This window comes from Candidatus Mycoplasma mahonii, assembly GCF_030550815.1.
Classification (GTDB): domain Bacteria; phylum Bacillota_I; class Bacilli_A; order Mycoplasmatales; family Metamycoplasmataceae; genus Mycoplasma_O; species Mycoplasma_O mahonii.
The window spans coordinates 446,940-462,221 of sequence record NZ_CP114583.1 but is presented as its reverse complement, the minus strand read 5'-3'; the positions used below and the strand labels follow the sequence as shown (position 1 = coordinate 462,221).

Annotated in this window: 12 protein-coding genes; 7 read left to right on the top strand and 5 right to left on the bottom strand. The window is 30.8% G+C overall.

Going from position 1 to position 15,282, the window contains the following annotated elements; all coding sequences use genetic code 4:
• Positions 1–77 precede the first annotated feature (77 nt).
• Positions 78–1,319: a DNA polymerase Y family protein gene (locus O3I44_RS02240; RefSeq protein WP_303716697.1), complete on the top strand. Its 1,242-nt coding sequence runs from the start codon at positions 78–80 to the stop codon at positions 1,317–1,319.
• A gap of 91 nt (positions 1,320–1,410) precedes the next feature.
• Here O3I44_RS02240 and O3I44_RS02235 read toward each other — a convergent pair whose 3' ends face one another.
• The gene (locus O3I44_RS02235) at positions 1,411–2,046 is read right to left on the bottom strand and encodes a phosphorylase family protein (RefSeq protein ID WP_303716695.1); all 636 of its coding nucleotides are present in this window, start codon (positions 2,044–2,046) and stop codon (positions 1,411–1,413) included.
• Positions 2,037–3,110 (bottom strand): nicotinate-nucleotide adenylyltransferase, encoded by a 1,074-nt coding sequence (locus tag O3I44_RS02230; RefSeq protein ID WP_303716694.1) that lies wholly within the window; start codon positions 3,108–3,110, stop codon positions 2,037–2,039. The genes O3I44_RS02235 and O3I44_RS02230 overlap by 10 nt, the downstream gene beginning before the upstream one ends.
• 57 nt (positions 3,111–3,167) lie before the next feature.
• Between O3I44_RS02230 and O3I44_RS02225 the strand changes: the two genes are divergently transcribed.
• The 6 genes from O3I44_RS02225 (at position 3,168) to plsY (ending at position 12,791) form a co-directional block, all read left to right on the top strand.
• Positions 3,168–5,087: a DNA gyrase/topoisomerase IV subunit B gene (locus tag O3I44_RS02225; protein ID WP_303716692.1), complete on the top strand. Its 1,920-nt coding sequence runs from the start codon at positions 3,168–3,170 to the stop codon at positions 5,085–5,087.
• 16 nt (positions 5,088–5,103) lie between these two features.
• Positions 5,104–7,644, top strand: coding sequence for a DNA topoisomerase IV subunit A (gene parC, locus O3I44_RS02220; protein ID WP_303716690.1), 2,541 nt, complete (start codon positions 5,104–5,106; stop codon positions 7,642–7,644).
• 224 nt (positions 7,645–7,868) lie between these two features.
• Complete coding sequence (locus O3I44_RS02215; protein ID WP_303716688.1) at positions 7,869–8,690, top strand: Hsp33 family molecular chaperone HslO; 822 nt, start codon at positions 7,869–7,871, stop codon at positions 8,688–8,690.
• Positions 8,691–9,002: 312 nt separating this feature from the next.
• The gene (gene pheS, locus O3I44_RS02210) at positions 9,003–9,950 is read left to right on the top strand and encodes a phenylalanine--tRNA ligase subunit alpha (RefSeq protein WP_303716686.1); all 948 of its coding nucleotides are present in this window, start codon (positions 9,003–9,005) and stop codon (positions 9,948–9,950) included.
• Complete coding sequence (locus O3I44_RS02205; RefSeq protein ID WP_303716685.1) at positions 9,950–12,070, top strand: phenylalanine--tRNA ligase subunit beta; 2,121 nt, start codon at positions 9,950–9,952, stop codon at positions 12,068–12,070. Before pheS ends, O3I44_RS02205 begins: the two co-directional genes overlap by 1 nt.
• Before the next feature lie 34 nt (positions 12,071–12,104).
• Complete coding sequence (plsY, locus tag O3I44_RS02200; RefSeq protein ID WP_303716683.1) at positions 12,105–12,791, top strand: glycerol-3-phosphate 1-O-acyltransferase PlsY; 687 nt, start codon at positions 12,105–12,107, stop codon at positions 12,789–12,791.
• Positions 12,792–12,810: 19 nt separating this feature from the next.
• Here plsY and O3I44_RS02195 read toward each other — a convergent pair whose 3' ends face one another.
• The 3 genes from O3I44_RS02195 to O3I44_RS02185 form a co-directional block, all read right to left on the bottom strand.
• Entirely contained in the window at positions 12,811–13,680 is an 870-nt protein-coding gene (locus O3I44_RS02195) for a UTP--glucose-1-phosphate uridylyltransferase (RefSeq protein ID WP_303716681.1), read from the bottom strand.
• Positions 13,681–13,800: 120 nt separating this feature from the next.
• Positions 13,801–14,031 (bottom strand): hypothetical protein, encoded by a 231-nt coding sequence (locus O3I44_RS02190; protein WP_303716679.1) that lies wholly within the window; start codon positions 14,029–14,031, stop codon positions 13,801–13,803.
• Between the two features lie 420 nt (positions 14,032–14,451).
• Entirely contained in the window at positions 14,452–14,706 is a 255-nt protein-coding gene (locus O3I44_RS02185) for a hypothetical protein (RefSeq protein WP_303716677.1), read from the bottom strand.
• Between the last annotated feature and the right edge of the window lie 576 nt (positions 14,707–15,282).

Sequence of the window (15,282 nt, the reverse complement as noted above, 5' to 3'; positions counted from 1 at the left end):
ATAAAATAAATATTTCTTTCTAAAATTCATTTGGTAAGTAATGAATGGTTAGCCACTTTTTTTATTATAATTTTTACATGAAAGTTATCTTCCACTTAGACTTAGATTCTTATTTTGTTTCAGCAGAGCGAACTGTTAATCCATTTTTACTTCATAAACCAGTTGCCATTACCACTGGAGAGCGTAGATCAATCGTGGCCGCTGTTTCTTATGAAGCTAGAGCCATGGGTGTTCAAGTTCCTATGCCTTTTTTTATGGCTCAAAAGTTATGTTCTCAACTTATAGCTGTTAAACCTAATTATGCTTTGTATGTTAACCTATCTACTAAGATGTTTGAACTCATTAGTGATACTTTTACACCGATGATTGAAATAATGTCTGTAGATGAGTGTTTCATTGATGTGACAGATGTATGAAAAAAATATGGCTCACCAATGAAACTTGCTTTAGTAATTCAAGATACTATTATGACCAAACTGAAATTACCTATATCGATTGGAATTTCTAATAATAAATTTGTGGCTAAAATGTCAACATCAGTCAATAAACCATATGGCATAACATTAACCAAGCCAGGTGATCATGCTGCTAGATTTTGATCATGAGAATTAAAGAAATTTTATGGTATTGGTGGACCAAGTGCCCTTAAATTAAATGCAATTGGAATTATGAATATTGGTGATTTAGCTCAAGCTAATCCTGATGATATAAACAATATTCTTGGCAAAAGGGGTTCTGAACGAGTCTGAGAAGCTAATGGCGGTGGTAGTGATGAGATTAACTTAGAACACAACAAATTAAAAGGGATTGGTAATTCACAGACGTTTATGATTAAGGACTTATCTGATCGTGATGATATCTTGAAAGAATTATCAAGATTAACCCATATGGTCACAAGCAGAGCAGAAATGAGGAATACTGTTGGCAAAGTTGTTTCGGTCTCCATTAAAGAAGCTGGAGGAAAGGAAGTTAAAGTTATTCGAAAGCAAAAATCCCTTCAAAGACCCATTAATTCTCATGCAGATGTTTTTAAAGAAGCTGTTGATTTATTTGATGATATTTGAAAAAATAATAAAATAAAATATATTGGTGTGCATCTTGGTAAATTATCTGATATGTTTGAATCTAGTTATCAAATGTCTGTCTTTGATAAACCTATTGTGGAATCAAAAATTGAAACCATAGTCAAGACCGTTAATAGAAAAATGAAAACAAAGGCAATTATGACCGGGAAGGAAGGCAGACTAAATATTAAAAGAAAAAGAACTCAATCTAGATATATTGAATCTGACCGAATTCTTAAACATTATGATAAGTAAATCTTATGTAACTTTTTATGTAGTAAGTTTTTATAAATCATTAAACATTAATGTCTTATCATGACTTTTATCATCCTCAACAAGAAATTATTTATTCTTGACCTTGTATTAATTTTATTATTTCTGCAAAAGCAATTATGCCCGCTTTAGTTATACGATCATTAATATTTCCATGAGAAATATCAGTATGACCAATGGAATCAGATACAACCTTAACGACTTGTAACTTGACATCATTTTTATCTGCAATTTGAGCTATAGCAGCAGTTTCCATATCAAAAATATCAATATCTAACTCATTTTTTAAATTAAGTATTGTCTCTTTTTTATCAATAAACGAAGATCCTGAACCCAAATTATTGTTTTTCTCTCATATTAAGTCATTTAAATAAAATTCTTTTTCATTTGGTGTTTGACCTCTTTTGTATCATGGAGTCGTGACATCATGATAAAAGATTTTTTGGGGGGCAATGACATCATAAAGATTAACATGTTTATTGCCACCAACAGTACCATAATTGATAATCATATGCACATGGAAAATACTAATTAAAGCTTGCGTTGCCGCCGCCGCATTAGCTATCCCGATTCCTGCATGCACAAAAACAATATCGTTTTTAAAGATGATAAAGCTAAATTGATTAATTTTCTTAACCTCTCTTATAGCAAAGGGAAATGAATTAATTTCATTTGAATCTGCTACTATTATTCCAATTATTATTTCCACCTTTCGTAAATCGCCTTTTCTTCATCACTGAAATCACGATTCATTTTTATTAATAACTCATACACTATACCAATAATTTTTTTAAATCCAACATCAAAATTTTTCATTATTAATTCTCGGTCATTTTGAATGCCAGGATGCCTTCTGCCATCGCACATTTTATCTGCTGCAAAAATGACTTTATCCATCATTGACAACTCATCTGCTAATGATGTATGCCGCAAAACAGCCTTCATGATTTCTTCATCTTCCATCATGTATTTATTTTTTAATCAATAATAACCACTCATACTATGAAGTTGAAAATCTTTAATATTTGTTATATCCACATCTTGATTTATTAAGAACTTTTTATGTCGTTCAAATGATCAAGATTTGGTAATATCATGCAGCGAACCAGCTACTCACGCCTTTTTTGAATTAACCCCAGCTGATTTGGCAAACTTGGCTGCATATGAAGCCACAGACTTAGAATGTTGATATCGTTTATGATCTAGCATATTTTTCATTAATTCGGGAATATATAAATACTGTGAGGATATGTATTTCATAACAGCTTTATCAACATTATGCATATGACCTTTTCTAAATCAAGTAGAAGAAAAATCATAAATAGGATTATCAATTAAAATGCATCCATATCTTTTAATGTTAAGTTTTGAAAACTCATTATCTCTTCTGAAAACAACTATTTTCAGCATCTCAACAATTTCATTAATACTTTTTCATTTATTCAATTTATGAATATTATCTGATCCAATAATTAAAAATAGTTCATCGTTGGGGTATTTTTGCTTAAAATATTTAACGGTGTCAATGGTGTATGAAATACTTTTGCGATTGATTTCAAAATGCGATATAGTTGCTTTTTGGGGTTTAGCAATCTCTAACATTTGAATTCTGTGTTGACCATCGACATACTTTACTTTAGATTTAAAAGGGGATTTAAAGGCTGGTACAAAGATGAGTTTATCTAGTGATAAATGCTTAATAGCATGTTCGGCCACACTAATGTGTCCTCTATGTACGGGATTGAATGAACCCCCAAAGATACCTATTTTCATGTATCCATTATAATAAAAACACAATATTATTTTATATTTATTGTTTATAATATTCCTATGACTAAATATGATGCAAGTAGTATTAAAGTACTAAAAGGTTTAGAGGCTGTTAAAAAAAGACCAGGAATGTATATCGGATCTACTGATGCAACCGGTTTACATCATTTAGTTTGAGAAATTGTTGATAATGCTATGGATGAGGTTTTGGGTGGATTTGCTAATAAAGTACAGGTAATCATTAAAAAAGACGGATCAATATCCGTTGAAGATAATGGTCGGGGTATCCCGATTGATGTTCATAAAGCTAGTGGCAAAACCGCTGTGGAACTTATCTTTACTGAACTGCATGCTGGTGGTAAATTCGGTGGAGAATCTTCAGCCTATAAAACTTCTGGTGGATTAAATGGTGTGGGATCATCTGTAGTTAATGCTTTTTCAGATTGACTTATTGCGACAGTTTATAAAAATGGCTTTGAATATGAAACAATTTTTAATGGTGAAAAAATCGTTAAAAATACAAAAAAAATAGGACCAACTTCTAAAAATGGTACAAAGATAACTTTCATGCCGTCAATTTCCGTCTTTAAAAAAGCCTCCCTTAACTATGAAATCATTAAAGAGCGAATGCAAGAGTCATCATTTTTAATATCTGGAGTTGAAGTTAAACTAAAATCTGAATTTCATGGTGAAAATGATACATTTTTATCTAATGATGGTATTAGAGAATTTGTGGAATTTCTTAATGTAGCTAAAACTCCTGTAACTAAAGCATATTCTTTTGAGGGGACATTTTTTGATGTCGAAACGCAAATTGGGTTTCAATATACCAACGATTATAATGAGACAATTATTTCATTTGTTAACAATATCAAGACACAAGAAGGTGGAACACATGAAAGAGCCATAAAAAGTGCTTGAAAAAAAATCATAACCGAGTATGCGAAAGAGCAAAAAATGCTTAAGAGTAAAGATACGCTTGAATTAGGTGATATTTTAGAAGGACTAACTGTCGTAGTATCAGTTAAGATTCCGGAAAATATTCTAGGATTTGTTGGTCAGACAAAGGATTCTTTAAGAACTCCAGAAGCCGGAAAGTCAGTGACAGAATTATTGACTAAATACTTAACATTTTGATTACAAGAGCGAAAAAATGATGCAACTAAGATTGTCCGTAAAGCAGTTGATGCTTCAGCAGCACGACAAGCATCTAGAAAAGCAAGAAATGATGCAAGAACAGTTAAAAGCAAATTAAGTAGCAAGGAGATTCTTTCGGGGAAACTAACACCAGCCCAAAGTAAAAATCCTTTAGAACGAGAATTATTCTTAGTTGAAGGGGATTCAGCTGGAGGTTCGGCTAAATCAGGAAGAGATAGAAAATTCCAGGCGATCTTGCCTCTAAGGGGTAAAGTAGTTAATACGGAAAAAGCCAAACTGATTGATATCTTAAGAAATGAAGAAATAGGAACCATCATTACCACTGTCGGAGCTGGAGTTGGCAAGGACTTTGTTGTGGATGATGTGCAATATGGCAAGATCGTTATCATGACTGATGCTGATACCGATGGGGCTCATATTCAAATATTATTATTAACCTTCTTATTTAGATATATGAAACCATTATTTGATTCAGGAAGAGTTTATATTGCTATTCCACCTCTCTATAAGGTGTCCAAAAAGGTGAATGGCAAAAATGAACAACAATATGCATGAGATGAGAATGAATTAAAAACAGTTCTCGATACATTTAAGGGCGGAGATATTCAACGTTATAAAGGTCTAGGTGAAATGAATGCAGATCAATTATGAGAAACAACAATGAATCCCGATACAAGAACAATGATTAAGGTATCCATTGATGACATGGCCATTGTCGAGCGACGAGTATCGACCTTAATGGGTGATCATGTCGAGCCGAGAAAAAATTGAATTAATAAAAATGTTAAATTTACACTTGAAGATGATTTTGAAATAAAATAACATAAGGAAGGCGCCAATGAACAATAAAAAAGATAACCACATCTTACATATGTCACTAGACCAGATTATGTCTGATCGTTTTGCACGTTATTCTAAATATATTATCCAAGGTCGTGCTCTGCCTGATGCTAGAGATGGTTTAAAACCGGTCCAAAGAAGAATTTTATTTTCCATGTCAGAACTTGGATTACTCTACAATAAACCATTTAAAAAATCAGCCCGTGTTGTTGGCGATGTAATTGGTAAGTATCATCCCCATGGAGATTCATCCATTTATGAAGCAATGGTGAGAATGTCACAAAGTTGAAAAATGAACATGCCATTAATTGAAATGCATGGTAATAACGGATCTATTGATGATGATCCTGCTGCTGCTATGAGGTATACTGAAGCGCGGTTAGAAAGAATTTCTGACTATATGCTTGATGGGATTAGAAAAGATACGGTCAAGTTCGCTCCTAATTTTGATGACTCTGAGCGAGAACCGACTGTTTTGCCTGGTCTAATACCAAACTTATTAATTAATGGTGCCAGAGGAATTGCAGCTGGGTATGCCACTGAAATGCCACCGCATAACTTAGTTGAAGTCATTAATACAATCATCACTAAAATTAAGTCCCCCAATGCGAGTTTAAATACTATGCTAAAAACTATAAAAGGTCCTGATTTTCCTACCGGGGGAATCGTCATGGGCTATGATGGTATTTACTCTGCTTTTGAAAGAGGTAGAGGCAAAATTGTTATTAGATCTAAATATGAAGTTTCAACATCGAAAACAAAACCATTTATCAAAATTAGTGAAATTCCTTATGGCGTTGTCAAATCTAAACTAGTTAGACAACTAGCATCAGTACAATATGATAAAAAGATCTCGGGTATTAAGGAAGTTAGAGATGAATCTGACAGAGATGGTATTTCCATTATGATTGAATTAAATAAAGATACTGACTCAGCAAAAATCCTTACTTATTTATTAGCCAAAACGGAATTACAAATTTACTACAACTACAATAATATTGCTATTAAAGATAATGCCCCGGTATTGATGGGATTAGGCAAATTAATTGATGCATATTTAAATCATCAAACATTAGTGCAAAGAAATGCTCTTAATTTTAATCTCCAAAAAGATACTAAAAGATTAGAGATAGTTCAAGGACTTATCAAGGTTTCAGAAATAGCCGATAAAGTAATTGCTGTAATTAGAAATGCCCCTGGATCTAAATCCGGTGTTGTAGAAGCTTTAATTAACACATTTAACTTTACTAAATTACAAGCCGATGCTATTGCTGATTTACGTTTATATCGATTGTCTCGAACTGATCAAAGTATTTATATTGAAGAAAGAAATAATCTTAATGAAAGAATAACTCGTTATGAATTATTACTTTCAGATCAAAAAGAATTTAGTAAAAATTTAATTCATCAATTAAAAGAAGTTAAAAAAATATTTGGTCATCCGAGAAAATCAGAAGTAGTCAATGAACTAGAAACATTAATTGTTAATGAAGAGGAGTTGATCCAACACGAGGATGTATGGGTTGGAGTATCTAAAAAAGGTTATATTAAAAAATTTTCTAATAGATCATTTGAAGCTAATGAAGTTTCAACATATGGTTTAAAAGAAGAGGATATGTTAATTTATTTCCATAAAATAAATACTAGTGATAAGTTGCTAGTCTTTACATCAGAAGGAAGATATATGTATTTACCTGTTCATCAAATTGAAGAGGTTAAATTCAAAACAATCGGTAAGCATTTAAATGATTTTGTATCGATACATCCTGATGAAGAATTAGTTGATGCTATCTCAGTTAATAGCTTTGACCTAAATGCTTATATTGTTTTAGTAACCGCAAAAGGAAAAGCTAAAAGAACCCTAATTAAGAGTTTTAGTGTCAAAAGATATTCATCAGCGATGACAGCTATGAAATTAGATGAGCATGATAAATTAATAGGTGCCAAACCTTCTAATGGTCATATGCAAGTTATTATTATTAATAAACTTGGTAAGGCTGTTAAGTATTTAGAGCATCAACTAACAACACAAGGAACTAAAACCGGTGGAGCTATAGCTATCAAATTATCTGGAGAAGATCGCGTCACAACATTTGTTTTAGCTAGTCAAAGTGACATGATGGGATTGATTTCTCAACGTGGCGGAGTGAAAAAAATTAAAGTTACTTCCATTGCAGCTTTTAGCAAAACAACCCAAGGTAAACAAATATACAATTTCGTTAAAGGTAATACTCATTATGCTATTGATGCGGCAGTGGTTGAGAAAGCCACACAAGCTGCCTTTAAATATGATGGGCCCACTTTATCAATCGTTAAAATGAAAAATGTTAATATTACATCAACAAATGAAGGATTTTCTAAATTAGGGCCTGCAAAAACAACTGGTGGTAAAATACTTAAGTTTAATCGTATTCATACTAAGTCCAGACTATTTCATAAAATTGATAATGTTTCTGAAGAACAAACATTTGAAGATGCCGAGAAATTAATTGATGATGTATCTCCAGTATCCATCGATGATTTATTAAAAGATATTTAATATTTTATTGTTGATAAATATACTATCTCCTTTAATATAGGAGCATTTTTATTCAATGTCACATTATTTTAACTATCATGTTTTGGCGTTTATTACAATATATATTGCCTATATAAATGCTGGCCTAGCTTAAATATTTTCTTCTTTTACAACTAATTTAAAACTATTTATTATTTATGAATAAATTTCATACCTATAAATAATATATTAGTATAATAAGACTTATGAATAATATCACTCACATCTTAAAAGATAATATAAGAATCTATGTCTCTGAAATGACAGAGCTTTCACAGAAAATTATGGATGTACACCATACCAAACCCTTAGCAAGTTTATCCATGTCAACAGCAATGGCCACATACGGAGCATTTTTTGCATTAAAAAAAGGTTTACAAACATCAATATTTATTAATGGAAATGGCTCATTAAAAACAATTATTTTTGAATATGATGGCAAACATGGTGTCAGAGCATTGGTGGGTGATCCAAGTGTTGTCACTGAATATGATGATACTAAATTTAACGATATTCCACTTACACTTGGTATTGGTGATGGTGGGCACTTGAAAATTGTTCATAAAGGTGATAAATTAAATTATGGTGGAAATGTTGAAATAGCTAATGGAGATATAACAACAGATTTAGCGTATTATCTAGATCAATCAGAGCAAATTTACTCTGCCGTTATATCTTCTGTATTATTAAAAAAGAAAAATATGTTACAGCAAGCTAAAGCTGTTGTTTTCCAAATGTTGCCAGGTCACAGTGAAAAAGATGTCTTGTGAGTTGAAAACTTTATTAAAGAAAATTCTTTGTCTAAAATGAATACAAAGTCTTATATCAAAAAAATAGATGGCACCATTATCGAATCAACAACTTTACAATGAAAGACGACCTGTTCAAAAGAAAAAATGTTTCATGCAGCTAAAACAATGTCAGCTAATGATATTAAGGAACTTATTTCTGAAAAAGGATTTGTGGAAGTTAAATGCAGGTTTTGCCATAAACAATTTAGATTTACTAATAAAGATTTTAATATTTAAACACATAAAAGGTATTTTATGCCTGTGACAATGGATGATTCTGTAATTATAATTTCGATGACAGCAAAGACATTAGCAACCACTTGATCACAATTATATTTTGCGCACTTGATATAGATAATTAGTTTTATCAATACTTGCTTTGATATATAATGAGATTAGATAAATAAATCAATGACGTCAGAGGTAGTCCGAAATAACTTGAATTCGCTGGCATAGAGATTGCAAAATGGATCCACATTACGGAAAGAGAGCCTTAATAAGGGTGGTACATTGGCTCCTTGTAGGGTTTTATATAAAAGGGAGATAGAAATGAAATTGGATCATATACATACATTAGAAGAATTAAAACTAGAAAAGAATAAATTTTATGGTGAAGGCAGTGAATTAAAAATTCTTCAAAATAAAATAAGATCGGCAAGCATCGAAGAAAGAAGTCAAATTGGCAAGGCTATTAGCATCTTGAAAATTGAAGCCGAAGAATTATTTGCTGCTAAAGCTCAAGAAATTAAAATGATTGTGATCAACAATAAGACCAAAAATGAATGAATTGATGTAACTATCCCTGTCAATCAAAAGGGGACACTTCATCCCATGACTTTAGTATCCAACAGATTTAAAGAATGATTTATCCAAAATGGCTATTTTGAAACAATAGGTAGTGAGATTGAAACTAATGAATATAATTTTGAAAGATTAAATATTCCTGAGCATCATCCAGCAAGAGAAATGCAAGATTCACTTTATATTAACAATGATTTATTATTAAGAACTCATAATACTGGCTTTACAGCTAGAGAATTAGAGGAAAATAAGAATCAATCGTTTTCGCATTTTACAATTGGTAAAGTTTATCGTAATGATGAAGATGATCAAACTCATTCACATCAATTTATGCAGGCAGATTTAGTATCGGTGGGGTATCTATCATTTCCTAATTTAATTTGGACGTTAAAATCATTAATGTCATATGTCTTTGAAGACGAGATCGAAATTAGATTAAGACCTTCTTATTTCCCATTTACAGAACCGTCTGTTGAAGTTGATATTAAATATAATGAAAAATGAATTGAAGTATTAGGGGCTGGAATGCTTCATAAAAAAGTGTTTGATGCAGCTAATTATAATAATGATATGAATGGTTTTGCAGCCGGAATTGGTATTGAAAGAATTGCAATGATAAAATATGGTATTAATGATATTCGTGAGTTTTATAAAAATGATATGCGATTTCTAAAACAATTCCAGGAGATTAAATAATGATATTTTCTTATAATGAACTTAAAAGACTGGCAAATTTACCTAATAATATAACACCAGAAAAGATGAGCGATGCCATTAATTCTATTGGTTTTGAAGTGGAAGAGTCAATTTCATTTGGAAATATTGAAGGAGTGAAATTCGGTAAAATTATCGAAATATATAAAAATCCTAACGGTGACAAGTTAACTGTTACAAAAATTCAATTTGATGACAAAGAAAGAATAATTCAAACAACAGCCAAAAATCTAGAAAACAATCGCATTGTGTTGGCTTTAATTCCTGGTTCTAAACTTAATGGCATCGAAATTCAAAGTAAAGAACTAAAGGGGATAATTTCGGAAGGAATGCTTACATCAATTAGTGAAATCGGTATTCATGCTGAATATGTAAGACCCGAGCAACATGATATGATCACCTTATATGAAGATAATATTGATTTATCAAGTGATCCTGTGGAATATTTAGGACTAAAAGATACTTTATTTAACATTGATATACTATCAAATCGCTCTGATGCAAGATCTTATCTGATAATGGCAAAAGAATTATCAGGATATTTTAAAACAACACAATTGGATCTAAGTAAAAATAAGAGCACACTTTCTTCAACAATAGAGGTGTCAAATGGATCAGAAAAATCATTGGTACTGATTGAGGCTCAGAAAGACTTTAAGATAACAATTAAAGAGCAGATTTTTTTAGGTAAAAATAAAATAAAATCAATTAGTGATATTGTTGACTTAACTAACTTAACATTAATTATGACTGGTCAACCAACGCATGCTTATGATAAAAATAATGTCGGAACAAAATTTAAAACATCATTATCATCAGAAGAAGTAACAGTATTTGGCGGTAAAAAGATTAAGTTAAATAATAACATTGTTATAACATCTGATGACAAAGTAGTTTCTGTAGCTGGGGTTATTGGATTGGAAGATACTGCCATTAATAAAGCAACAAAAGATTTCATTATTGAACTTGGTATCTTCGATATTAAAAAAATAAGAAATTCTATGAAGGTTGTTAAATTAGATACTCAAGCATCAATTCAATCATCTAAAAATATCGGTATTGGAACAACATCCTTAGCAATTGAATATTTAAGCTCAAAATTAAAAACATTTTCTAGACCAATAAACTTTATCGATAAAAACCAAATATTAGTTAATTACACAATGGATAAGGCATCATCACTTGCAGGGTTTGATATTACCACACACCCAAGATATGCAAATGCTATCAGCTCATTAGAAAGCTTGGGTTTTGAATTTCTAGAAAATAAAGTTTCAATTCCAACATATCGTCACGATATTGAATCATATCAAGACCTTAATGAAGAAATATTTAGGTTTATCGGTTATAACTCATTTGAAGCATCAAAACCCCAGATTATGCCGACCGATATAAGACACATCACTGACTATAAGGGCAAAATATGTGCTATGGGTTATAATGAAGTGCAAACTTATTCATTAATATCCAAAGAACTTAATAATGTTAATCCATTTAATTTCGATAATGAAATTGTATTGGAAACATTTATTTCAAAACAAAGAGAAGTTATCAAATATTCACAAGCAATAACCCTATTAAGTGTTATTGACTATAACCAAAAAAGAGGAATAAAAGACATATCAATCTTTTCTAAGAGCATGATTGGAGATGGTATACAAACATTTGGCATGGCAAGTACGACTAAAAGCTTTTTAAATATGAAAAGAGATGCAATACAATTACTTCCAAAAGGCGCAACCTTTAAGAGAACTTATTTATCCTCACTTCATAACGGTGTTTCAGCAACAATTGAATTAAATGGTAATATGATTGGATGGATAGGAAAAGTTCATCCATCACTTACTAATGTTGATGCTTATATTGTGGAATTAATCTTAAATAATAAAAATTATTCAAAAAAAATTATCCCATATAATGATGCTCCACTGAAAAGCAGAGACATTACGTTTGAGCTTAAAGAGGGAGAAGAAATAGGCAACTTCATTAAAAATATTAATGCCACTGAGATAAATGTGATCGATGAATTTAAACAAGGAGAATTAAATAAAGTTACAGTTAAGCTGATATTAACCGATAAGCAAATAAATGAATTGGGATAGTTCAATTTTCTTTATGTTTATGTATAATATTTTTATGACTTGACAATCAATATGAATTACGCTCATCTTTTCTGTTGTAGGTTACCTTTTGGGTTCAATTTCTTTTTCTATACTAATCTCAAGATGATTTGTTAATGAAGATATAAGAATGAGGGGCTCAGGTAATGCAGGAGCAACTAATGCATTAAGAGCCTATGGCCCTAAATTTGGCATAGTAGTTTTAATATTAGACATGAGTAAACCAATGATAGCTGTTGGTGTTGCTATGGCTGCTTCAATTTGATTAAAAGGAGAATGAAATCACATTATGTTTCAAGGCGCTGCTTTTGGGAGTGTGATCGGACATATATATCCTATATTCTTTGGTTTTAAAGGTGGCAAGGGTGGTGCTACTTATGCTGGATTTCTCTTCATTATTTACTGACCCCTTTGATTTATTGGTTTTGCACTCTTTGTTATAATTGTTTATAAGACAAAAATTGTGTCATTAGGGACTGTTGTTAGTCCGTTTATCATTATTTTAGTTCACATTATTTTGATGCAAATTCCTCATATGAATGATGGATGAAGTCATATTATTTCTCTAAATAATTTCCCTTGGTGAGTAACAACTATTTTTATTACTATTTTAGCATTACTTGTCTTATATACACATAAAGGTAATATCGGTAGAGTCTTGTTAAAAACTGAGCGAAAATTAGTAATTAAAGCTAAAAAATAAGTCACAATATTATTGTGACTTATTTTTTGGAAATATGTTCCATGATTGAATCTTTAATATCATCAGAATCTAAGGCGTAATCGATTTGTGCCTTTACAAACCCATCAACAGAACCAAGGTCGTATCTTTGTCCTTCAAAATCAAGAGCATAAATTTTTTCATTTTTAAGAAATCCATCAAAGGCATCAACAATATTTATTTCATTACCAACTCCTGGGTTTAAATCTCTTAATAAATGCATTATCTGCGGTGTGAAGACATATCTGCCTAGAATAGCTTTATTGGAAGGTACATGTTCTAAATCTGGCTTTTCAACAGCCCCACTAATTTCAAATAACTGATCATTTTTTTCAGAAGGGTTTTTAGGAATAACAACTCCATATTTGTGTATTTGGCTGTCACTGATTGTTTGAACACCAATAACAGAAGAACCTGTTTTGTTATAAACGTCAATTAATTGTTTAATAGCTGGTATTTTTGATTTAATTAAATCATCTCCTAAAATAATCCCAAAAGGCTCATTATCAATTTGATCAGCAGCCATAAAAATAGCATGTCCCAGTCCTAATTGTTCATTTTGAATGGCAATAGATATTTTTAATAAATCATTTGTGGCCTGAACTTTATGAAGTAATTCAACTTTACCTTTTTTTCTTAATTCATGCTCTAATTGGCTATTAATAGTAAAATATTTTGATATTTCTAACTTTCTAGGAGAAATAATGAGGATTATTTCCTCAACTCCAGCCGCTACAGCCTCTTCAGCAAGGTGTTGAATAATGGGTTTATTTAAAACAGGGACCAATTCTTTATGGACAACTTTTGTCAAAGGCAAAAATCTTGTTCCCCACCCTGCGGCAGGAATAATTATTTTTTTTATTTTTTTCATAAATATATTATAAAGTAATTCAAAAATGCATGTTTATTATGAGACTATAAATAATGTAAAGTAGAGAGTAAATGATAGTAATTTTGAGTCAATAAAATTGGTTCATTTTTTATATCTAAATTATATTAAATCTTTTTGAATAATAACTAAGTCAGTATTTTTGTAACTATCTAAAGATTTATTTTTTGAAAAAATTCTTCTAACAATTCTCTGCTTGTTTTCTAAAGTTCCCTTTTCACCTAAGTAATAAGGATTGCAGTTAAACAACTTGCTTCTTTTGATGATTTCATGGATCAAATTATTTTCTCCTCCATTATCCATTGTTAATGTATTTCGTGAGTTACATGCCAAATTGATGCTCCTAGAAGTTAACTAAAATTTATCATTTTTAGACAAGGTTCAACTAACTAATTTTGCCATCAAAAATTGCATAAATATCTCTTAAATCAGATGTTAAGATATTTGTATCTTTTTTTCTTGAGACCATTTACTCTTTGTTGAATTGATTCAAGATTGGGTAATTGGACTTTTTTACCTTTATATTGTTCACTGTAACTTAGAATGTATTTACTAAGAGATATTGTTATTTTGTCTTCATGGTTAATGATTATCTCTTTTCTTCCAGGATTTACATATGCCCTTTTTCCTTGTGAATCTAAGAACCCGTACCTTTTTCCCTAAAAATACATTGTTTGTCCTCAAGAACTTTAATATTATATTTAATCATTAATTCATTCAATTCAGAAGCATCAATTGGTATAAGCAGATTTTCTATATTAAGAATCTTTCTCTCCTAATTTCTTTCATAACAATTTTGCCCATAATACCTTTAATTGTTTGTTGTTGTTTATCAGGAATGTCTTGAAATCTTTTGGCTCTATGCCTAGCGGTTCTTTTTGTGCTATGAAATGAGAGTTGTGAATAATATCCCAGATCCAATAGTGTATTATGAATGCACGAAGAAGATGGATGATAATCAATGCCATCAATTGTATATATTTGTTCGTATTCCTCTATAAATGTCAAAAGCAAATATGACTCTTGTTAAATCTATCATTATAAATATTTCTAAATTTCTTCAATCTTCACCAATTAAGTATTTTGGTTCTAGTTGATAATGAAAGGAGCTTAATTTCTTCTAAAGATAGTATATGACAAAAGCATTAACGCCCTCTTTCGTTAACTTTATAAGTTCCTTGGTAGTGTTTGGAACTTACCCCTAACTTCTTGGGAAAACTCTTTTAACTTAATGACATGTTGGCTATTATGATTAATTTTAATGTAATCAATACTTTCTCTGTAATGTAATTACGCCTGCAAGTCCTCTTTAATCTTCTTTTCTAATGTTTTTAATAGCATGTTCCCCTGAAAATAATCATAACTTCTAGAGATCAACTTGCCATGTGGTTGGATGGGGTAAAAATCTTGTGTGATTCACAAATAACAAATAATCCATATAAATAGCATATAATTTATAATATGCTTTGAACATCATTACTATCCATTGTAGTGTTTTGCATTATTTTTGTACCTACTATAATTTGTGGATTTAAAAAAGGTTGGAAGGGGGCACTTGTTGTGTCCATTTTATTGTTTTCAATT